Raw genomic sequence first — 21,494 nt, forward strand, 5'->3', positions numbered from 1 at the left:
AATTAATTATTATCTTTCTTCCAGTGATTCATCTGTTCCTCTATCTCACCTTTCAAAAGCGCTGCAAAGGTAGCAATTTTCATCGAACCTTTATCACCTTCGCCCTGTTTTCTTACAGAAACTTCATTATTTTCTGCTTCTTTCTCTCCGACAATGAGCATATAAGGGATACGTTTCAATTCTGTATCGCGGATTTTACGTCCGATTTTCTCATTACGGTCATCAACCAAAACACTCAAGTCTTCGGCTTCGAGCTGACGTTTTACCGCATATGCATAATCGTTGAACTTTTCACTGATCGGCAGGATCGACACCTGGTCAGGAGTCAGCCACAATGGGAACTTACCACCTGTATGTTCGATCAGCACGGCAACGAAACGTTCCATTGAGCCGAACGGTGCACGGTGGATCATAACAGGACGGTGCTTCTTGTTGTCTTCACCCGTATATTCCAGTTCGAAACGTTCCGGCAGGTTGTAATCGACCTGGATCGTACCCAACTGCCAGCGACGGCCGATGGCGTCCTTCACCATGAAGTCCAATTTGGGACCGTAAAAAGCAGCTTCGCCATATTCGATCTTGGCTTTCAGGCCTTTTTCCTGACAAGCTTCGATAATAGCGCTTTCAGCTTTTTCCCAGTTTTCTTCCGAACCGATATATTTTTCCCGGTTTACCTTGTCACGCAGAGAAATCTGTGCTTCAAAGTTTTCAAAATCCAAAGCCTTAAAGATGATAAAGATAATATCCATCACCTTCAGGAACTCGTCTTTCAACTGGTCGGGGCGACAGAACAGGTGAGCATCATCCTGCGTAAAGCCACGTACCCTTGTCAAACCGTGCAACTCACCGCTTTGTTCATAACGGTATACGGTTCCGAACTCAGCAAAGCGCAGAGGCAGGTCCTTGTATGAACGCGGGAATGATTTGAATATCTCACAGTGGTGGGGGCAGTTCATCGGTTTCAACAAGAACTCTTCACCCTCCTGCGGAGTATGAATCGGCTGGAATGAATCCTTACCGTATTTAGCATAGTGGCCGGAAGTCACATACAACTGCTTCCCCCCGATATGCGGAGTCATTACCTGCTGGTAACCGTATTTCTTTTGGATACGTTTCAAGAAATCTTCCAGTTTCAGGCGCAACTGCGTACCACGCGGCAACCATAACGGAAGCCCCGCTCCTACTGCTGTAGAGAATGTGAACAACTCCAGTTCTTTTCCGATCTTACGATGGTCGCGCTTCTTCGCTTCTTCCATCAATACCAGATATTCGTCCAGCATCTTCTTCTTCGGGAAGGTGATACCATACAGGCGGACCAACTGTTTACGCTTTTCGTCGCCACGCCAGTAAGCACCGGCGACACTCATTATTTTAACAGCTTTCAGATAGGATGTATTCGGCAAGTGCGGACCACGGCACAGGTCGGTGAACGAACCCTGTGTATAGGTTGTGATCTTTCCGTCTTCCAACTCGCTGATAAGTTCTGTTTTATACTCTTCACCTCTATCGCCAAACATTTTCATGGCGTCAGCCTTCGAAATATCCTGACGTTTGATTTCCTCTTTCTTTGCTACCAGTTCAAGCATCTTTGCTTCGATAGCCGGGAAATCACCTTCTTTGATAACTGCATCACCCGGATCCACATCATAGTAAAATCCGTTTTCAATAGCCGGTCCGATACCGAACTTAATACCAGGATACAATTCCTGCAAAGCTTCAGCCATCAAGTGAGCACTGGAGTGCCAGAATGCGTGTTTACCTTCTTCGTCTTCCCACTTGAAAAGTTTGACGGCGGCATCCTGGTTGATCGGACGAGTCAGGTCCCAAATCTCACCATTCACACTTGCAGCCAGAACTTCCTGTGCCAAACGGGAACTGATACTTTCCGCAATCTGCATAGCGGTCGTTCCTTCGGCATATTCTTTTACGGAATTATCCGGAAATGTAATCTTTATCATAATCTGTTCACTATAAATTCCTAAAAATTAATCAGGATGCAAATTTAGTATTCTTTTTTTGTTAAACAGAACTTTTAGGAAAAAAGTTTCTGCTCCGCAACCTTTTATACAAAAAGAGGCACACGACAGACAATAAAACATTTATTTTTTGTGTTTGATCAGCATGATTACAGGATTGTCATCCTCATTCAATTTAGAGGCAATCTCTTTCAAACGGCCTTTCAACCGACCTTTCTGATAATCAGCAACCAACTTCGGGGCATCTAAGGATTGGCAAGAAGGAATTTCCCTGTTTAAAGGTCTTGACTTAAAAGATACTTCTTCATTCTTTGTATAATCATTATTATGCACTTGATATCGGAAACAGGCATTCTCGTGCTTGGATACTAACATAAACGGCTGTCCCGCGTAAAGTTCTGCAGCCGTGTTTTCATTAAACGAATCATGACAAATCAAAAGTTCTTGATCAAATTCATACATACTATACATTTGCCACAAATCTTTACACCCATCCCGTATCGATAACATACGGCGAAGGGATCAGAGTCGACCGAATCCACACCGTCAAGCGTTTCGGCATCGGTCTCTTCATGCACCAAACGGTCTAAATCCTAATGGATGCGTTTCAGAAGTTCTACTAAGTAGGAAGGTGCGCCAGTCACAAACCAATAGCTGCTAAACCTATAGAGTTACGATGCCTAAAGCATAAGGGACGGAAGAAGTAAATATATTGCCTTTTTTACAATAACCCTCCATTTTTCTATTTCAAGAGAAAACAGTCACTGTTCCGATCTGTCTTTTATCTGCCCATATGGCTTTTTTTCTAACACACGGACTGATCTCCTGCCTGGTTCATCCAAACAACGTTACACCTGTCAATTGATTTTCCCCAATTCCTATCATTCAGAAAAAGCTAAACTCCGGGAGAATCGAATATTTGAGAAAAGAAGGGGAGGATATGGAAAAATAGCAAAGAAAACAGGGATATTTTCAAGGATTCCGGCATCCCGTTTCCGTGACGACCGTCTTCATCGCCATGACGACCGTCTTCGTTGCCGTGAGTTGCCGAGTTCACTATGTATGAACATTGACTTCATGGCGATGAAGACGGTCGTCATTGGAATTTTCTGCGCAACTCATGGGTAAGATGCCCCAAAACTGCTTTCTCCGTTCCAGAAACAATCGTGTGGAGAACACTTGACAGAGGTCTACCAAGCCGTTTTCAAGATATTTTTTACAATAAGGGGAAACTACATTAATTACTTGTCATACGCTTGATAATGCTATAAGCATTGATGATGCCCAATTCTCCGGCTTTGCTCAGATCAGCAATGCCCCGATTGGCGTCTCCTTGCGAAAGGCGTGCCAATCCCCGGTTGAAATAGGCCTCGGCAAATTCCGGATCACGCTGGATCGCCTCGCTGTAATCCTGGATGGCAGCCCGGAAGTCACGTTGAGCACAACGCAGGTTTCCACGATTGAAATAGGCATACACAAAACCCGGATTCAACTTGATTACCATATCATAATCCCGCGTAATCATCTCATGCTCGTAAGCTCGCTTATTATCTTTCAGGGATGCAGAAGTCGGATCGGATGTCACCGGTGTACGAGTAACAGTCGGATTCTTTCCCATTTTCAGGTTCATACTCATGGCAGAAAAATCATCCTGGGCGCTAGCTGCCTGCGACATATTATAGTCAAGCTGTTTATAGCGAACGACAGCCCGGTTGAAATAAGCCATGGCAAAATCCGGATCCAGTTCGATCACCTTCGTATAATCTTTAAGCGCTTCGGCAAAGTCCTGTACAAGCATAAAATCCAGAGCACGTCCGAAATAGGCATCCGCATCTTTCGGATTCTTTGCTATCCGGGCCGAGAAATTATCGATGGATGCGAAATGTACGGCAACCTGATCTTCCGTAAGGGCAGCTTCCTCATTTGTGATACGCAATTTACGTTCCAATACCAAGCGGGCATTATAGGCTTCCACCATCTTGTCATAATAAACCAGTTTCTTTACCGGATCTACTTTTTCGTAATAGGTCAGGACAAACATCGGTTCCAGGTCCACACGCACATTGCGATCCTGTACGCGTCCACGAATTTCGCTATTATACTTCGTCTTGCGCACCTCTTCTTCATCATATACGACAAGGCGGTTGAACTTATCGATATTTTTATCCGACTGTTCACGTGTATTTTCATCCTTTGATGCCGGGTCGGCCGATTGCGCTCCGGCATTGTTACCATTCTTGGAAGCGACATTCCCCGAAGCGTTTCCGTTCTTCTTCTGCTGCTCCATATTATAGGCAGTCCAATAATCGCGGTCGGCTCCCACCTCGTCATGCATTTTCCGCTTCACTTCCGCACGGCTATAATAGCCGGCGACAAAGTTCGGATATTGTTGCAACACGACATCGAAATCACGTACAGCCCCCTGATAGTCTCCGGTCTCATAATTCAACAACGCACGGTTGTAATAAGCCATATAGTTATCCGGTTCGATCTCGATCACAACGTCGAAATCTTCGATAGCCCGGTTGTTATCCCCGATCTGAGCCCGAAGCAATCCTCGGTTGAAGCGGGCAATCAGGTTGTGGCTGTCCATGCTGACCACCTGATCATAATCAGCCATGGCACCACGCAAGTCTTTCAGCTGGTAACGGACCAGACCTCTGTTGATGTAATACCCACTCTCACGGGTATTCAGGCGAATGGCCTCGTTCAAATCGGCAAGCGCATCTTTCAAATTGTTCATCTGATAAAGCAAAATCGCCCGATTTCCATAAGCAGGTGCATAATAAGGATCCATACTGATCGCCTTGTCGTAGTCTGCAAGCGCTTTGACCGTATCTCCTTTCTCGGTGTACATCGCACCACGCGTCAAATAGTTCATGGAATATTTGGGATGAGCCGCCATCAGTTCATCAAAGACCTTTTCAGCTTCCTTAAAATCTTTCTTCTGGATATTGGCAACCGCCATATTCACCAGCATCTGGCGATCTTCCGCCTTAAACTCCAACCCTTTTCTGTAGTCTTCTATTGCTTCGCTAAATTTCTCCTGACTCTGACGGGCAATACCTCGAGCGTAGTACGCCTGTACCAGAAAAGGATTCCGCTCAAGACAAAGCGTGCAATCTTCTTCAGCACCTTTATAATCGTCCAGATTGATTTTCGCCACTGCACGGTAGAAATACGGTTCAGCCAACCAGGGTTTCGATTTGATTACCTGATTGAAATATTGTATCGAAAGAACATAGTCCTCAAAATACAAAGCGTTGCGTCCAATAGTCAGCACACGGTCGGTATTGATTTGTGCAAACATGGCTAATGAACACAACTGGAATATAAATAAAAGAATCGCTTTCTTCATCTATTATAAAAATATTCAACATTGATCGGTCGCAAAAGTAAGTAAATAATCTTAGCCGTTAAAACCAAACTATAAAAAAAGCTTTCACAGACTGCAAAACAGTGTGAAAGCTTTCTATATTTACTTGCTTCAGTAATTTACTTCGGCTGAATCTTAACCATCAAATGGTCCTTAGGGATCTTATCACCTTCCTTTACACCCAGCTCGACAATCGTACCGGCTACGGGAGCAACCACCCGGTTGAACATCTTCATCGCCTGGTGGATCATAAGCAACTGGCCGGCTTCGACTTCCTGTCCTTGCTGTACTTCCACTTTAACGATCGTTCCGGGAAGATGAGAAATCACATCACCGACAAAGGGTTTATGCCACATTTTACGGTTCTTATATTTTGCAGTCAGCAGCGTCTTATATTTACGGGCCGTCACTACAAAATCCACATATTCGTTCTCTTTCTCTTTCTTTTCCATATTTAAAAGTTTTTACAGCGTTAATTAGAACGGAGGCAATCCGTGCTTCTTAGCCGGTCTGTATTCCTCTTTCAATACAGAAAGTTTAAGTGCGTGAAGCAACAATGAACGGGTTTCTTTCGGCTCGATAACTGAATCGATAAATCCTTTGGACGCAGCCACGTAAGGATTTGCAAACTTTTCGATATATTCTTTGACTTTTTCCTGTCGCATTGCGTTCTGGTCTTCAGCTTCCATGATTTCCTTACGGAAGATTATGTTGGCTGCACCTTCCGGACCCATCACCGCAATTTCGGCACTCGGCCAAGCAAACATAAAGTCTGCACCTAAGTGGCGTGAATTCATGGCAATGTAACCACCACCGTAAGCCTTACGCAGGATAACCGTGATCTTGGGAACAGTCGCTTCGGAATAAGCATACAGTACTTTTGCACCGTGACGGATCACACCTGCATGTTCCTGGTCTACACCCGGCAGATAACCCGGCATATCTTCCAGTGTGATAATAGGAATATTGAAAGAATCGCAGAAACGGATAAAACGTGCAGCTTTATCAGCACTGTCGCAATCCAGAACACCTGCCAATACCATCGGTTGGTTGGCTACGAAACCGACAGTTTCACCGCCCATGCGGCCGAAACCGATCACAATGTTGGCTGCCCACAACTCCTGTACTTCCAGGAAGTCGGAATCGTCTACAATACATTTGATAACGTTACGTACGTCATACGGCTGTTTCGGATCTGCCGGAACCACATCTTCAATGTTCATCACCGCAGCCGGTTCCTTCGGCTCTGCCACTTTCGCACGTTCCTGGTTATTCCAAGGAATAAAACTTACCAAACGTTTAACCTGTTCGAAACATTCCTGCTCGCTCTGTGCATAAAAATGGGCGTTACCGGTCGTTTCTGCATGAACGCGGGCACCACCCAAGTCTTCCATCGAAATATCTTCGCCCAATACGGTCTTAATCACATTCGGACCTGTAATAAACATCTTGGAGATATTTTCAACAACAAACACGAAGTCCGTTAAAGCCGGCGAATACACGGCACCACCGGCGCAGGGTCCCAGAATCAAAGAAATCTGAGGAATAACACCGGAAGCGATAGTATTGCGATAAAATATTTCACCATAACCCGCCAATGCACCTACACCTTCCTGAATACGCGCACCACCCGAGTCGTTGATACCTATAATCGGACATTTCATTTTCAGAGCATGATCCATGATCTTCGTGATCTTACGTGCATGCTGCAAGCCCAACGAACCACCGGCAACCGTAAAGTCTTGTGCATAGATACAAACCGGAGCGCCGAAGATCGTACCTGTACCTGTAACAACACCATCACCTGGTAAATCCTTCTTCTCCATTCCGAAATCACGACCGTCGTGCTTCACGAACAGGTCATATTCGTGGAAAGAATTCTTGTCCAACAAGGATAGAATACGATCACGGGCAGTCAATTTACCCATCGCGATCTGCTTTTCGATAGCAGCTTCGCCGCCACCCATCTCAACGACGGCTTTCTTTTCCCTGAGGGCCTGAATGTTTTTACTTAAATCTGTCATACTGATTAGTTAATAGAGTTCTTATTACTTACCAACCGCTTTTGCTTTATAGGAGCAACGGGCTGTACCTTTAATAATACTATTTAGTTTGCTTTTGTTCAACTGGCGGCGGATTCCTGAAATATTGTCTATGAATACATGGCCTTCCAAGTGTTCACACTCATGTTGCACGACACGGGCAGCAAAACCTTCCACCGTTTCTTCATGTTCTTTCAGCTCTTCATCCAGATATTTCACACGCACTCTCGCCGAACGGGATACTTTCTCATGCACACCCGGCAAGCTCAGGCAACCTTCTTCCATCGAAACCTCTTCTTCGCTTTTTTCGAGGAAGACAGGATTGATCATTGCACGCTTAAAGCCTTTGCATTCAGGAAAATCATCTCCCATCACATCGGCATCGATCACCAGAAGACGCAATGACAAACCGACCTGCGGAGCAGCCAACCCCACGCCATCAGCATTGTACATCGTCTCAAACATATTGGCTACCAATTGTTTCAGATCCGGATAGTCCATCGGAACTTCTTCAGCCTCTTTTCTTAACACAGGCTGTCCATATAAATATACTGGTAAAATCATAACTTTTATAACTGATATTTCTTATTTTCCAAATATGATTGCAAGATAATAACGGCACTGATTTCGTCCACCAATCCTTTATCCTGCCTTTTCTTTTTCTTCAATCCTCCGTCCAGCATTGCCTTATGTGCCAAAACAGAAGTAAATCGTTCGTCGTAGTATTCTACCGGAATGTTCGGAAGGGTCCGTTTCAGATGTGTCACAAAAGCTTCCACATACTTCATGTTTTCTGAAGGTTCGTTGTTCATCTGTTTCGGAAGCCCGACTACAAACCGCTCAACAGGTTCATGCGAAACATAATCAGCCAGATATTTTGTCAGTTCACCGCTCGGCACGGTTGTCAGTCCGTTTGCAATCATTTGCAAGGTATCTGTAACCGCCAGTCCGGTACGTTTCCGGCCATAATCAATTGCTATAATCCTTCCCATCGGGCACAAAGATAACATAAATTCAGTTCCCAATTACACATATATACAAAAAGTGTGCAATTTAATACTTAGTAAGCGTTCTTTTCTCCCTTGAACATATTGAGAACCGTTACTACTATAATCTTAAGATCCAAGAAAAAAGACCAGTTTTCGATATACCATACATCTCGTTTCACCCGGCCTTCCATTTGTTCCAGTGTTTTCGTTTCTCCCCTGTATCCGGTTACCTGCGCCCAACCCGTCACGCCCGGTTTAACCAAATGACGCACCATATATTTGTCGATCAGCGCAGAGTATTGCTCGGTATGTTTGAGCATGTGGGGGCGCGGTCCAACAACCGACATTTCGCCTCTCAATACATTAATAAACTGGGGGAACTCATCCAGATTCGTACGGCGAAGAAAATCTCCGACTTTCGTCTTACGCGGGTCGTTCTTTACAGCCTGCAAAGAATCCGCCTGCGAATTTACTTTCATCGTACGGAACTTATAACATCTGAAATCCTGCCCGTACAATCCCGTTCTTTTTTGCTTGAACAGGACCGGCCCGGGAGAGCTAAGCTTGATCATAATACCGACCACTACATACAAAACCGGGAATATTGTCACCAAAATTATAGTAGAAAACAGAATATCGAACGAACGTTTCAACGCCCGGTTGTAAGCTGCCTGCAAAGGTTCGCGGCGAACAGTCATCAAAGGGATGGACTCCAACACCTCCATTACGAGACTCTTCTTCAGGTTTCGATAGAATTCCGGAACGATATAGAAGCGGATCATGTGCTTCTCCGCAAAATTCAGTAAACGTACGATCTTCTCATCATTCGTACCCGGCAAAGTACAATAGATCTCATCCACATCATTTGCCAGCACAAAGCTCTCCACCTCATGCGTCATTCCCAAATAATTCGGCAGGACAGATTTCAAAGACAAATTATCATCAAAAAAGCCCAGGATATTGAAGCCATACGACAAATCGTCTTTCATAACCTTATACAATTCCATTCCGTTCTTTCCGGCCCCGACAATCACGATCTTCTTAAAATTGTACCCTTTCCGGCGGTACATTTTCAAAGTCACACGGACAATAACGCGCCACAATGAAAATATAACGACCGTAACGACATAATAAATCAGCAAGAAAGTTGCCAACACATCTCCGACATTCAGGAATATCAGGCAAGTGGCAAACAGGAAAGTCATAATCGTAACCAAAAGGAACGCCCTTTGCACAATCTTGTCAATAAAGACAATGGACATATGCAACTGTAAAGGGACAAAATAAAGAGAGAAGAAATAGCAGAAATTCAACAATAGCACCACCTCGCGCAAACTTCCGGCGATAGCAGATGTATATAAATTATTCAATCCATAGTAGACAATAAAGAAAAGAAGATTCAGTACAATCAGATCTCCAACGCCTATTAACCATTGAATAAGGTAACCATGTTTTTTATTTAACTCCATAACTACGCGCTAAAATCATGCAAAAATAAGCATTATTTCCGAGCAAAAAAAAGGCTGCACACGATTATGTGCAGCCTTTCGGGATATAATCAAAAATTAATTAATCATTTGCAGTCATGATAACAACACGGTTCCAGTTGTTTTCACTGTACGGTTGAACGTCAGAGCCCTTCCATTCGATTGTAATCTGGTTAGAAGAGATACCGTATTTATCGATCAATTCTTTAGCAACAGCTCTTGCACGTTTTTCAGAAAGCTGCATATTGTAAGAACCTGTACCTGTTTTCTTATCAGCATAACCGATAACTTTGATAGGCACATTCGTATCTTTCATAAACTGTGCAGTATTAAAGATGCTAACCTGCTGGTTCTTGTCGATCTTAGCGCTATTGATACGGAAGTATACCACATTGTCTACATAGTTGTTAACAACGTTAGTTACGACTTCTTCACATTCAGGACAAGAAACCGGACGTTTGCTCAATTCGTCGTTTTCAGCACGCAAAGCATTGATCTGGCCGTTCAGGTCGTTCAGCAAAGCGTAATCCATCGGTTCCAATACTTCGAAATCAGTTTTACCCAGTTTGAAAGTCAAACCTGCGCTCAACTGTCCGATACCGTCAGTCAGGTGATACATAGAAACGCGGTTAAACTGTTCGTTCAGCAATGAACCCTGAACTTCAACGTTCAAATCTACACGTTTGCTCAAACGGAATGCAGTCAGGATACCGAAGTTAACCGTCGGAGATTCTGTTCTTGCAATGCTTCTGTTTTCTTCAGAGTTTTTGAAACGCTGTGCGTAACCAAGACCGACCCACGGAATCAAACGGAACACTTTCTTTTCGTTATAAGGAGCCCAGAAATTAGTTACATCCCACAACAAATCAGCATGAGCAGCTGCATATTTATTGTGCTGCATAAAAGTAGCACCGGTGTTTTCAAAACCATGTAACACACCACCATTCAACTGTAAACGCAGAGCCAAATACGGATTGAACCATTTACCAACAGAGAACTGAGGAGCGAAATTCAAGCGATTTTTGAAATCGGCTTCACTGTTCTGGTCACCAAATAAAACACTTGCGCCACCTGCAATAGAGATAAACCAGTTGTCGCCAGCTTTGTTCTTTTTGAAGTTTGTTTTATAGCCCGCTTCATTGCTAAACCCAACCTGCGGTTTAAATTCCTGTGCAGACACAGAGAAAACAAAACCTGATAACAAAGCTAAAAGTAATACTTTAGTCTTCATATTCATCAACATTTTAATTAAACAATCAATTACCTATAATCATGCTCAAAGAGGTTGCAAAATTAACTCTTTTTCTAATTATAACAAATAAAAACAATAAAAGTTCGACGCTACTCGAAATAATTCAATATTTCATAACCACCTTTTCTAAGATACGATTCTTTCTTCATCAACTTTATATCATTCAACATCATATCTTCAATTAAAGCGGCCAAATCGTACTTTGGCTCCCATCCCAAACGGGTACGGGCCTTTGTCGCGTCACCGATCAGCAGATCAACTTCAGTCGGACGGAAATACTGGGGATCGACACCAACGACCTCATCTCCAATCCGTTTCCTGAAATTATCGAGATAAGCCTCTCCGACTCTTTCAATAAACACTTTTTCGTCAATATAGTTTAAGACAGCTACCTCATTAACATTTTCACCTTTGAAAATAATTTCCACGCCAATCTCGGCGAACGCCATTTTCAAGAAATCGCGGATAGTTGTCGTGATACCCGTGGCAATAACATAGTCGGACGGTTCGTCCTGCTGGAGGATAGCATACATCGCACGGACATAGTCTTTTGCATGTCCCCAGTCACGTTTGGAAGAGAGATTTCCCATGTAAACCTTTTTCTGCATTCCCAAGGCAATACGTGAAACGGCCCGGGTCACCTTACGGGTTACGAACGTTTCCCCCCTCAAAGGAGATTCATGGTTGAACAAAATACCATTCGAGGCATGCATCTTATAAGCTTCACGATAGTTCACCGTTATCCAGTAACCATAAAGTTTGGCCACGGCATAAGGACTTCTCGGATAGAATGGAGTCGTTTCCCTCTGTGGAACCTCCTGCACCAGGCCATAAAGTTCGGAAGTAGAAGCCTGGTAAATACGCGTCTTGGGAATCAGGTTCAGCAAACGGACCGCTTCCAGAATACGCAAAACCCCCAGGCCATCGGCATTAGCCGTATACTCAGGAGTATCGAAACTTACCTTCACGTGGCTCATGGCTGCCAGATTATAGATCTCATCCGGCTGTATCTCACCGATGATACGAGTCAGGTTCAAACTATCGGTCAGGTCACCATAATGCAGGATCAGATTACGGTTTTCCACATGCGGGTCCTGATAAAGATGATCGATACGATCCGTATTGAACATGGACGACCGGCGTTTGATACCATGCACCACATATCCTTTCTTAATCAGATACTCAGCCAGGTAAGCACCGTCCTGTCCCGTTATTCCTGTTATTAAAGCAACTTTACTCATCGTTGTTAAATTAAGAATGAAATATCATTCATCGCTATTTTTTAATTCTTACTTTTTAATTCTCACTCTCCCAAGTACCATCCGTAAAGGCGTTCGACTCCTTCGTCTATTTCGATCGTATGGTGCCAACCTAAAGCGTGCAACTTCGTGACATCCGTCAGCTTGCGCATTGTCCCGTCCGGCTTGGACGAGTTAAATACGATTTCACCCGCAAAGCCGACCTTTTCACGAATCAGGAAAGCCACTTCACGGATAGAAAGTTCCTTTCCGGTACCAATATTAATATGTGTATTCCGGATATCGCCCATCGCAGGACAGAGATCGGCAAAATCGACCTTCTCCATCACATAAACGGAGGCATCCGCCATTTCCTCGCTCCAAAGAAATTCACGAAGCGGTTTGCCCGTACCCCACAACTCCACTTTTCCGGGATAGATACCGTACTTGGCAAGGACCTCCAGTATTTCGGACGCGGAAGCATCACCGGATACGTTTTCAACCGGACGTACATTCAAATCCTTCCGGACGGAATCCCAATCCCCTTCGGTAAGGCATTTTCCCAAATGTATTTTGCGGATCATGGCGGGAAGCACATGTGAAGTCTCCAGGTTGAAATTATCATTCGGGCCGTACAGGTTGGTCGGCATTACCGCGATATAGTTAGTCCCGTATTGCAGGTTATAGCTCTCGCACATCTTGATCCCGGCAATCTTAGCAATTGCATAAGGTTCGTTCGTATACTCCAGGGGCGAAGTGAGCAGGCAATCCTCCGGCATCGGTTGCGGGGCATTTCCAGGATAAATGCAGGTGCTTCCCAGAAACAGAAGTTTCTTTACCTTATTCAGATAAGAAGCATGAATCACATTATTCTGGATCATCAGATTCTGGTAAATAAAGTCGGCCCGGTAACGACTGTTCGCCATAATCCCTCCGACATGGGCGGCCGACAGGAACACATATTCCGGCTTCTCGGCAGCAAAAAAATCATGAACCGCCTGTTGGTCGGTCAAGTCCAGTTCGGCATGCGTACGCAAGACAAAGTTCGTATAACCTTTTGTCTTCAAGTTCTTCAAAATGGCGGAACCGACCAGTCCCCGATGGCCTGCTACAAATATTTTACAGTCTTTATTCATTCTCTCCTTTTATCAAATTCAGTAGATATTGTCCATATTGGTTCTTCAGCATCGGAGTGGCAACCCTCCTCAACCGTTCTGCATCGATCCATCCGTTCCGGTAAGCCACTTCTTCCAGGCAGGCGATTTTCAGTCCTTGCCGTTTCTCTATCACTTCGACGAAGGTAGAGGCTTCGGAAAGGGAATCGTGCGTGCCGGTATCGAGCCATGCGAAACCGCGTCCTAAAAGCTGGACTTTCAGTTCGCCGTCCTTCAGGAACTCCTGGTTGACAGTCGTGATCTCCAGTTCGCCGCGGGCGGAAGGTTTAATCTGTTTAGCTACTTCCACGACTTTGTTCGGATAGAAATAGAGGCCGACAACTGCATAATTCGACTTCGGGACAGCAGGTTTTTCTTCAATGCTCAACACATTGCCCGTCTCATCGAACTCAGCCACGCCATAACGTTCCGGATCATTGACGTAGTAACCGAAGACTGTTGCTTTTTGTTCGTCCTCCGCATTCCCCACGGCGCCTTTTAACATAGCGGTGAAGCTCTGTCCGTAAAAGATATTGTCGCCCAAGACCAGGCAAACGGAGTCATTTCCAATAAACTCCTCCCCGATCAGAAATGCCTGTGCCAGTCCGTCCGGCGAAGGTTGTTCGGCATACTCGAAACGGACGCCATAGTCGGAACCGTCTCCCAGCAAACGACGAAATCCGGGCAGATCCTGCGGTGTGGAAATCACCAATATCTCACGTATTCCGGCCAGCATAAGCACAGACACGGGATAGTAAATCATCGGTTTGTCGTAAATAGGCAACAACTGTTTAGACACCCCTTTGGTTATCGGATACAAACGCGTACCGGACCCTCCTGCTAAAACAATACCTTTCATATCAATATCTTATTATATAGATGTACAAATTATATAAGGGAGGACAAATGTATTAAAAATAATTCACTTTACCGGCCCTATAAAACTTTTCTTTCCAAAGGTTTGTTAGAAAGTAGATTTCAAAATAATTAAAAACGAATTTATTATGAAGACTTTTATTGACACAATCAACTTCGGAGTAAAAAACTGGTGGGTTTCCCTATTGCTGGGCCTGCTTTATATCCTTATTGCAATCTGCCTGATGTTCACACCGCTGGCAAGCTATGTTGCACTGAGTGTATTGTTTAGCGTTTCCATGTTTGTCAGCGGCACGCTGGAAATCCTCTTTGCCGTCACCAATAAAAAGAATATTTCCAGCTGGGGCTGGTATTTGGCAAGCGGTATCATCGACCTGATTTTAGGTATCTACCTGATGGCCAATATCGGCTTAAGCATGGCCGTACTGCCTTTCATCGTTGCCTTCTGGCTGATGTTCCGCGGCTTCGCTTCAACCGGCTATGCCATGGACCTGAAACGTTACGGGACCCGCAACTGGGGCTGGTACATGGCTTTCGGCATACTGGCAATCCTGTGCAGCATCGGTATTATCTGGCAGCCGGGCCTCGGAGCTTTATCGCTTGTCTATATGATTGCTTACACGTTGCTGATCATCGGGATCTTCCGCGTCATGCTTTCTTTTGAACTTAAGAGCCTGCATAAACGGAACAAGGAGTACTACGGAGAACAGGATACCCAAGAAGCATATTAATTCCCCGGCTTTACCGCTATTAGTATGATAACCGGATTGCTATCTTCCGTGAGGCTGTCGAGCATTCGATTCCACTCAGCTTCACGGAAGGGCAGCCCGGGATTCGCTATTTTAAAATCCTTCCGGTGCTCTGACAGGTAACCGGCGTTGATTGCATTTACGATTATCCCGTCAGGGCTTATCTGGAAAGGAGCGATATAAACGGCAGGAGCGCTTATCAGATCATTTTCAAGCCCTGCTTTCCCTTCTCCCGTAACTGCATTCACAAATGAATGATCCGCCTTGTCGAAAACACCTTGATAGCTGTTCTTCTCATAAACATACGAGAGTAGCAAGTACTTATCCGTCTCAAAAATGTTCTGTATCTGAATCCCTTTCATCCGGTTCCGCGGATCGATCTCGGCATTTTTCTTATCGTAGCCTGCTTTCAAATAACCACGATCGCAAACATACGCCGCGACTTTCTTTTTAGGAGACTGGACCAGATAAATTTCATCCTGAAAAGAGCCTTTAAAATAAACCTGTCCTTTATAGGGATAAAAGAAATCGAATGATGAAAGGTTTAATGCTCCCCTCAACTTCTTCTCAACCGGAGAAGCGATCTTTCCCACTATTTTCCCCTTTTGCAAATCGACGGTATAAAGTTGGGGCGCCAGGTTTTCCACCGTATTATTATAGGCGTCGTTTGCGTAAAGCAGTTGATTTTCGTTTAGCATACAGCAAGTTCCCACATTATGATTATCAGCCGGCAAAGTACGGAGGTACTTTCCGTCATAATCATATTCCAACATATCTTTGAACTGCAAGACGTAGATTCGTTTCGTAACAGGATTCACCGTGTACCGGAAAGAATTCAGATATTCTCCCGGCCCTTGCCCTTTACTGCCGATCTTATTCAGGAACTTGCCGGTTTTACCATCGAAACGATACAGGATATCCGACGAAACGAATATTTGCCCGTCGACATACTGGATATAGCAGTCATTGCCCAACAAGCAATCGTCTGTCGTTTCCAACGGAACAAAAGTCACATCGGAGGCAATCTCACTCAGATGGATTGTTTTCGCGTTATGAAGATTATCCTTGATAGGGATAACGACTTGGCTATTCAACTCATGAGCATAAAGTAATGATATGCCAAAACTTAAAAGAGACAGGAGTACAGACTTTTTCATTTTGCAATAGATTTAGATTTCCACAAATATACGTAAAGTTTTATCTCAGTCTGCCTATTACGAATAATTCGTTTACTTTTCTCATCGTTTTCAAAAGTATGAGAAAAAATTCTCATCAAGAGGAGAAAAAATTCCCATCGGCATAAGAAAAAGTTTTCTATAAGATAAAAATTTTTTCTTATGCCAGTATCGCAACCTTACGATTGCAGAAAGGAGAACTTACAAGGGCGGCTGGTCGATCATCCGCAAGGTTACCTGCTGTTCGGAGGAAGTCCCGATAAAACCTAAGCCGCCCGATACGTTTTGGGGGACAATGACCGGCTCCATAAAAGTCTCGTTGTAATCATCCGAATCCAGGCAGTTCATCGCACGCAGATAACGATAATAGGGCTGTGATATGCTCAATACGCGAACCGTAACATCCAGGAGAAGATGATCTTTCTTGTTAAACCCGCTCATAGACGGGACAGAGGTGTAGACTTTAAGAGTGTACGAACCATTTTCAAAACGGCCATCCGTGAAAACATTGTTAAGATTTTGGACGGTCATGTCGAGGATGCCGAATTCTTCGTCGTCGGCAGTCGTCAGGTGGCCGTCAGTCAAGACGATATCCTCCTGGTTGATAATTTCAGGATAAGAGGGGAAAGGGCCGTATTTGATGCCGTCTTCCGAAGAAATCCGGTATGCATTTTCTTCGATAATAAGACGATAGTAGTTTTTCTCGTCCGGACGGTCATGGATTGTTATTTTGTATTGCATACAATCTTTCATGCCATAACTGGCCCTAAGCAGAGTGCGAAGCGTATCGACATGGATGGATTCCCCGATGGGCTGCGGAATTTCTACTTCGCAGCCGGCTCGATATAGCCCGTCTTCGGCTGTCGCTTCGAGGCGGATATGGTCGCCGGGACGAAATAGGGTTTTCAAGGTACAATTGGGTTCGTAGGAAGAGTTATATAGTTTTTCCACCTGGGCTGTTTCGGTCTTTTCACCGTTGACATATACGGTGATGGAACCATTGGCAATGTTTTCTGCCTGTTCCGTATCGGAATCTATTATACGCAGGGAGACTTTGTTTTCTTCTTTTCCGGCTTCCAGGAAAGCGTTCATCAGGAGTTGCGGAGCTTGCGGTTTGTCCATATATGGCAGTTCATTCTCGCAAGCAGAAAGCAGCAGGAAAGCCAGTATGGATAATATGGATAAATTCTTTTTCATATTATATTCTTTTTTATTAGAACCGGTACGTATAGGTTATCGAAGGGACACAAGGCAGAAGTGTCTGTTTGATCAGCCTCGTCTTCCGTTTCCAGAGTGTATCATAGTGGCCATCCGGTTTGATATGCTGTACGCCGATGTATTCTTCTTCCTTATAAATAAGGCTCGGAGTCATGGCATTGTAGGCATTATAGATAGAAATATTCCAGGTTTGCGTACCACGGCGCAACTTCTTATGGAAATTGACACTCAGGTTCAGCCGGTGGCTGACGGGAAGGCGGTAATTGTTGCGGTGGGAGATGTAGTCGATCAGGTTGCCCGATGCCGTCCCGGTGCGCTGTTCGGCGACAGTGGCCGTTCCGCCCGTATTGAAGATCCAGGTGATCCCGACGTCTGTTTTCTTACTGAAAGCATGGTTGATGCAGAGGTTTATGTTATGTCGGCGGTCGTATTTATAGGGGAAGCGTTCACCATTGTTGACTGTCCCGTTTTTAAATTGACGGTCGCTCTTGGCGATCGTATATCCCAGCCATCCCGTTGTTTTCCCGATGGTCTTCTGGGCGAGTATCTCCAGACCGAACGAGCGTCCGCGGCCCATTTCGACCTTCTCCTGCCATCCGCCGGATGATCCGAAAAAGGTAGCGCCATCCTGGTATTCCAAGACATTGCGCATATCCTTATAATAGCTTTCCAAAGAGAACTCCCACCCTTTCACGCCGGTATAATAAGCACCGGCAGCATACTGGAAGGAGCGCATGGGGCGGATCTCTTTCGTAACCGGAACCCAAAGGTCGGTCGGTAACGAAATAGGAGAAGATGATAGCAGGTGCACATACTGTTCCATCTGTGTAAAGGAGGCCTTTGCCGCAAAATCGTCCTGAAAGCGATAACGGGCAGAAATACGGGGTTGTGCCGACAGATAGCCCTTCCCCTGTGTAGAGAACAGGGAGAGATGAAGACCGGCATTCAGGCTCAGGCGGTCGCCAATGTCAATATTATCTTCGGCATAAAGTGAAAACTCGTGCCCGTGCAGGTAGCTGTTCGAGGAATCGTTGTAGACGGTGTCTTGTGCCGTCTGCCCGTTAGCGGCTTCTTTCACACGCGAGGTCGTCACTTCCGGCCGGAACGTGTGATAAAGATAAGAAGCCCCGTACTTTATATGATGGTTGGGAACGGGCATATAATCGAAGTCCGTGCGGAAGCTCCAGTCATGTATGCCGGAACGGTAATCGGAGTTGTAGACAAACGACTCGTTATAGTCTGTCTTGACAGTACCGTTCTTATCGGCCCCGGTGATCTCTTTCCGGTAGCTGTCTGCCATGCCCATCTGGTAATGGTTGTAAGCAACGGTCGTATTACTGAACAGTTTGCTGTTGAAGACATAGTTCCACCGGCCGGCAGCAATCGCATTGCCCCAGTTGAAATCGATCCGACTGTTGTAGAGATACATACGAGGGTTATAGTCGTAGTTATTATCGTACTCCTTGTCCTGCTTATAGTCGTAGTGATCTTTCCCTTTGTAGAAACTGAGGAACAGGCGGCTGCGACCGGAAAACTTATGGTTGATCTTGGCATTGATATCATAGAAATAGTAATTATATTTCTTGTCCTCCGGCAGAAACGGCCTTGCCACTAAGTCAAGGTAAGTGCGCCGTCCGGTCAGGCAAAAGGATGTTTTATCTTTCAGGATCGGTCCTTCGAGATGCAGTTTGCTGGTCAAGAGGCCGACGCTGACTGTGCCGTGGTAATTCTGCATATCGCCGTCGTTTGTCCGGATGTCCACGATAGAAGACAGGCGTCCGCCGTAGCGTGCGGGGAATGATCCTTTAAAGAGCGTGACCTTCTTCATGGCCTCGGGCGTAAAGATGGAGAACACGCCTAACATGTGGTCGGCATTATAGATGGGGATGCCGTCCAGCAGGATCAGGTTCTGGTCCGGGCCTCCCCCGCGCACATACAGACCGCTGAATCCTTCCGTCCCGGCCTGTACGCCAGGCATCAGTTGGATTGTTTTAAGGATATCGGCCTCTCCAAGGATAGCGGGAGTGTTCCGTATCTGTGTCATGGGAATATCCAACGTGCTCATGGCCGTCGCCCAAATGCCTGTTTCTTTTTTATTAGAGAGGACGACGACTTCCTCTAACCGGTTATCCGTCCGGAGACGTATATTCATCACCGTGTCCCGGCTCAGCACGAAACGGCAATGCCCGGTTTCATATCCTAAATACGAATAGAGAAGTTCGGTCTCTCCCTCCGGCAAGGTCAGGCTGTAGAACCCGAAAGGATTTGTCGAAGTACCGGCATGGAGGCGAGCTTCGAGGATATTGGCGCCGATCAGCGTCTCCGACGATACGACATCCGTGATATATCCGCTGACGGTATATTTACTGGAAACAGTTTGCTCACCCAGCAGAATATGAGTGCCGGAGATTTTAAACGTTATCGCTTCCTTTTCGAACGCAAGTTGCAGGATTTCCCCGATAGTCTGCCGACTGACATCAAGGGTAACAGGCTTCCGGAGCCTTATCTTCTCGCTATAGATAAAAGAGAATCCGGTGGAATCTTCCAACTGCCGGACAAAGGTGTCTAATGTAGCCTGGCTGATCCGGAAGTCCAGACGCGCCGCCCGGTCTTGTGCGGCGAGCGGCGCTATTCTGAAGACTATCCATAATAAAAGAATAAGCCGGAACAGCCGGCGGAGACAATATAGGTAATAATTCATGACTTAGTTAAGTTTAGAACGGATCAGGATCGTATCATTTGCCTTTACATAACTGAAATTACCGGCCGACTGGAGCAGGCCGAGTATCTCGTCCAAGCTCTCGCCTTCCGTAAAATGCGCCCTGATACGGAAATTCCTTATATCTTCATCTGTAATCCTTATTTTCACATGAAAAGCGTTTGACAGCTCCCGTGCGATCTCCCGCAAGGGCAGATAATCGAAATGGAAATGACCGTCCCGCCAGTCGGCAGCCGTATCGTTTTCCTCTGTTTTTTCTTCCTGCAGCGTTTTGCCTGCCCGGTCATAGACGGCGCTTTCTCCCGGAGAAAGCACGATCCGGCTATTCATGGCCGGCGTACTGACGGCAACGGAACCTTCCAGCAAGGTCGTCTTTATCTCGGCATCACCGGGATAGGCTTCTACATTAAAATGTGTTCCGAGCACTTCCACACCGATCGGGTCCGCTTTCACGATAAAGGGATGCCGGGCATCTTTCGCCACTTCAAAATAGGCTTCCCCTATCAACTGCACTTCCCGTCTCTCCCCTTTGAAATGATCCGGGTAGGTCAGAGATGAATAACGGTTCAGCGTCACCTCCGTCCGGTCAGGCAATGTGATTACCGATATGGCAGCGCCGGCTGAAGCCGTTAGCATCTTTACCGGTCTATAATAATCATATACAAGCCAGCTTGCAAGACAAAGGACGATGGAAGCCGCAACAGCGCCCGCCAGACGGAACGACAGCAACCGCTTCTTCCGGGGAGATGAGATGCGCCTCTCCAATAACTTCCAGCTTTCCGAAGCCGAATAGCGTCCCCGGGGTGAACGCGTGGAGGCGGCGAGCTTGTCTAATATCTCTTCTATATGATCATGCGGAGGTTCCATACTTTCTTTTTCTATTGATTGGTTTCAGAGATAAAGACAGGAGAAGAAAAGAAACTCACTATGCGCTTCCGTTAAAAGAATGTTAATTGTGCAGACACCGTATTTAACCCATTTTTAAGAGGAAACACAATATTTTTTCAAAAAAACGGCCGGATTATTTGCTGTTTGTCAGAGAATGCATATATTTGCTGCCGTAATAACAACAAAAGTCATGAGAACAATTTTAGTAAATACATATTGGTGGTGGCACTCTTTACAACTCATAAGGTCGTAAGGAACCAGTCCTCATGTATATACTATGGTGATATAATAAAAGGTCTGTCGCACTTGCGGCAGGCCTTTTTTCGTTTAAGGCAATTACAAATAGGTTTGAAAA

Annotated in this window: 17 protein-coding genes; 1 reads left to right on the plus strand and 16 read right to left on the minus strand. The window is 45.4% G+C overall.

The features are described 5' to 3' along the window. Positions 1 to 2 precede the first annotated feature (2 nt). From thrS to rfbA, 12 genes are all read right to left on the minus strand, one after another. A complete protein-coding gene (gene thrS, locus ACPYIV_RS08590; RefSeq protein ID WP_301705999.1) occupies positions 3 to 1,958 on the minus strand; it encodes a threonine--tRNA ligase in 1,956 nt (651 codons plus the stop codon). A gap of 141 nt (positions 1,959 to 2,099) precedes the next feature. Next, on the minus strand, positions 2,100 to 2,447 hold the full coding sequence (locus ACPYIV_RS08595; protein ID WP_300427905.1) for a hypothetical protein: 348 nt from the start codon (positions 2,445 to 2,447) through the stop codon (positions 2,100 to 2,102). Positions 2,448 to 3,213: 766 nt separating this feature from the next. After that, positions 3,214 to 5,334, minus strand: coding sequence for a tetratricopeptide repeat protein (locus ACPYIV_RS08600; RefSeq protein WP_293739585.1), 2,121 nt, complete (start codon positions 5,332 to 5,334; stop codon positions 3,214 to 3,216). 137 nt (positions 5,335 to 5,471) lie between these two features. Further along, complete coding sequence (locus ACPYIV_RS08605; protein ID WP_293733527.1) at positions 5,472 to 5,804, minus strand: acetyl-CoA carboxylase biotin carboxyl carrier protein subunit; 333 nt, start codon at positions 5,802 to 5,804, stop codon at positions 5,472 to 5,474. A 24-nt stretch (positions 5,805 to 5,828) separates the two neighbouring features. Further along, a complete protein-coding gene (locus ACPYIV_RS08610; RefSeq protein ID WP_293733526.1) occupies positions 5,829 to 7,376 on the minus strand; it encodes an acyl-CoA carboxylase subunit beta in 1,548 nt (515 codons plus the stop codon). A gap of 24 nt (positions 7,377 to 7,400) precedes the next feature. Beyond that, complete coding sequence (def, locus tag ACPYIV_RS08615) at positions 7,401 to 7,958, minus strand: peptide deformylase (protein ID WP_293733525.1); 558 nt, start codon at positions 7,956 to 7,958, stop codon at positions 7,401 to 7,403. A gap of 5 nt (positions 7,959 to 7,963) precedes the next feature. Beyond that, positions 7,964 to 8,386 carry a Holliday junction resolvase RuvX gene (ruvX, locus tag ACPYIV_RS08620; protein WP_293733524.1) on the minus strand — a complete coding sequence of 141 codons (423 nt, stop codon included), beginning with the start codon at positions 8,384 to 8,386 and terminating at the stop codon, positions 7,964 to 7,966. A 68-nt stretch (positions 8,387 to 8,454) separates the two neighbouring features. Next, positions 8,455 to 9,852, minus strand: a complete 1,398-nt coding sequence (locus ACPYIV_RS08625) for an undecaprenyl-phosphate glucose phosphotransferase (RefSeq protein ID WP_293733523.1) — start codon at positions 9,850 to 9,852, stop codon at positions 8,455 to 8,457. Positions 9,853 to 9,952: 100 nt separating this feature from the next. Next, positions 9,953 to 11,101 (minus strand): OmpA family protein, encoded by a 1,149-nt coding sequence (locus ACPYIV_RS08630; RefSeq protein ID WP_293733522.1) that lies wholly within the window; start codon positions 11,099 to 11,101, stop codon positions 9,953 to 9,955. A gap of 110 nt (positions 11,102 to 11,211) precedes the next feature. Next, positions 11,212 to 12,363: a GDP-mannose 4,6-dehydratase gene (gene gmd, locus ACPYIV_RS08635; RefSeq protein WP_293733521.1), complete on the minus strand. Its 1,152-nt coding sequence runs from the start codon at positions 12,361 to 12,363 to the stop codon at positions 11,212 to 11,214. A gap of 62 nt (positions 12,364 to 12,425) precedes the next feature. Next, positions 12,426 to 13,496 (minus strand): GDP-L-fucose synthase family protein, encoded by a 1,071-nt coding sequence (locus ACPYIV_RS08640; RefSeq protein ID WP_425886347.1) that lies wholly within the window; start codon positions 13,494 to 13,496, stop codon positions 12,426 to 12,428. Continuing rightward, on the minus strand, positions 13,489 to 14,373 hold the full coding sequence (gene rfbA / locus ACPYIV_RS08645; RefSeq protein ID WP_293733519.1) for a glucose-1-phosphate thymidylyltransferase RfbA: 885 nt from the start codon (positions 14,371 to 14,373) through the stop codon (positions 13,489 to 13,491). Before rfbA ends, ACPYIV_RS08640 begins: the two co-directional genes overlap by 8 nt. Before the next feature lie 145 nt (positions 14,374 to 14,518). Between rfbA and ACPYIV_RS08650 the strand changes: the two genes are divergently transcribed. Further along, positions 14,519 to 15,121, plus strand: a complete 603-nt coding sequence (locus ACPYIV_RS08650) for an HdeD family acid-resistance protein (protein WP_293733518.1) — start codon at positions 14,519 to 14,521, stop codon at positions 15,119 to 15,121. On the opposite strand, the gene ACPYIV_RS08655 is transcribed toward ACPYIV_RS08650, so the two are convergent. From ACPYIV_RS08655 to ACPYIV_RS08670, 4 genes are all read right to left on the minus strand, one after another. Continuing rightward, the gene (locus ACPYIV_RS08655; RefSeq protein ID WP_425886349.1) at positions 15,118 to 16,296 is read right to left on the minus strand and encodes a 6-bladed beta-propeller; all 1,179 of its coding nucleotides are present in this window, start codon (positions 16,294 to 16,296) and stop codon (positions 15,118 to 15,120) included. The two genes, ACPYIV_RS08650 and ACPYIV_RS08655, sit on opposite strands and share 4 nt — an antisense overlap. Before the next feature lie 219 nt (positions 16,297 to 16,515). Continuing rightward, positions 16,516 to 17,511 (minus strand): DUF4249 domain-containing protein, encoded by a 996-nt coding sequence (locus ACPYIV_RS08660; RefSeq protein WP_293733516.1) that lies wholly within the window; start codon positions 17,509 to 17,511, stop codon positions 16,516 to 16,518. Between the two features lie 16 nt (positions 17,512 to 17,527). Further along, positions 17,528 to 20,233 (minus strand): TonB-dependent receptor domain-containing protein, encoded by a 2,706-nt coding sequence (locus ACPYIV_RS08665; RefSeq protein WP_425886350.1) that lies wholly within the window; start codon positions 20,231 to 20,233, stop codon positions 17,528 to 17,530. Between the two features lie 3 nt (positions 20,234 to 20,236). Then, a complete protein-coding gene (locus ACPYIV_RS08670) occupies positions 20,237 to 21,118 on the minus strand; it encodes a FecR family protein (protein ID WP_301704216.1) in 882 nt (293 codons plus the stop codon). Positions 21,119 to 21,494: the final 376 nt, after the last annotated feature.

This window comes from Parabacteroides vesiculifaciens, from assembly GCF_049860805.1.
Taxonomy (GTDB): Bacteria; Bacteroidota; Bacteroidia; order Bacteroidales; family Tannerellaceae; genus Parabacteroides.

Bases quoted from the DNA above. Each gene is read 5' to 3' on its own strand.
- thrS (WP_301705999.1), bottom strand. From the start codon at position 1,958: ATGATAAAGATTACATTTCCGGATAATTCCGTAAAAGAATATGCCGAA.
- ACPYIV_RS08595 (WP_300427905.1), bottom strand. From the start codon at position 2,447: ATGTATAGTATGTATGAATTTGATCAAGAACTTTTGATTTGTCATGAT.
- ACPYIV_RS08600 (WP_293739585.1), bottom strand. From the start codon at position 5,334: ATGAAGAAAGCGATTCTTTTATTTATATTCCAGTTGTGTTCATTAGCC.
- ACPYIV_RS08605 (WP_293733527.1), bottom strand. From the start codon at position 5,804: ATGGAAAAGAAAGAGAAAGAGAACGAATATGTGGATTTTGTAGTGACG.
- ACPYIV_RS08610 (WP_293733526.1), bottom strand. From the start codon at position 7,376: ATGACAGATTTAAGTAAAAACATTCAGGCCCTCAGGGAAAAGAAAGCC.
- def (WP_293733525.1), bottom strand. From the start codon at position 7,958: ATGATTTTACCAGTATATTTATATGGACAGCCTGTGTTAAGAAAAGAG.
- ruvX (WP_293733524.1), bottom strand. From the start codon at position 8,386: ATGGGAAGGATTATAGCAATTGATTATGGCCGGAAACGTACCGGACTG.
- ACPYIV_RS08625 (WP_293733523.1), bottom strand. From the start codon at position 9,852: ATGGAGTTAAATAAAAAACATGGTTACCTTATTCAATGGTTAATAGGC.
- ACPYIV_RS08630 (WP_293733522.1), bottom strand. From the start codon at position 11,101: ATGAAGACTAAAGTATTACTTTTAGCTTTGTTATCAGGTTTTGTTTTC.
- gmd (WP_293733521.1), bottom strand. From the start codon at position 12,363: ATGAGTAAAGTTGCTTTAATAACAGGAATAACGGGACAGGACGGTGCT.
- ACPYIV_RS08640 (WP_425886347.1), bottom strand. From the start codon at position 13,496: ATGAATAAAGACTGTAAAATATTTGTAGCAGGCCATCGGGGACTGGTC.
- rfbA (WP_293733519.1), bottom strand. From the start codon at position 14,373: ATGAAAGGTATTGTTTTAGCAGGAGGGTCCGGTACGCGTTTGTATCCG.
- ACPYIV_RS08650 (WP_293733518.1), top strand. From the start codon at position 14,519: ATGAAGACTTTTATTGACACAATCAACTTCGGAGTAAAAAACTGGTGG.
- ACPYIV_RS08655 (WP_425886349.1), bottom strand. From the start codon at position 16,296: ATGAAAAAGTCTGTACTCCTGTCTCTTTTAAGTTTTGGCATATCATTA.
- ACPYIV_RS08660 (WP_293733516.1), bottom strand. From the start codon at position 17,511: ATGAAAAAGAATTTATCCATATTATCCATACTGGCTTTCCTGCTGCTT.
- ACPYIV_RS08665 (WP_425886350.1), bottom strand. From the start codon at position 20,233: ATGAATTATTACCTATATTGTCTCCGCCGGCTGTTCCGGCTTATTCTT.
- ACPYIV_RS08670 (WP_301704216.1), bottom strand. From the start codon at position 21,118: ATGGAACCTCCGCATGATCATATAGAAGAGATATTAGACAAGCTCGCC.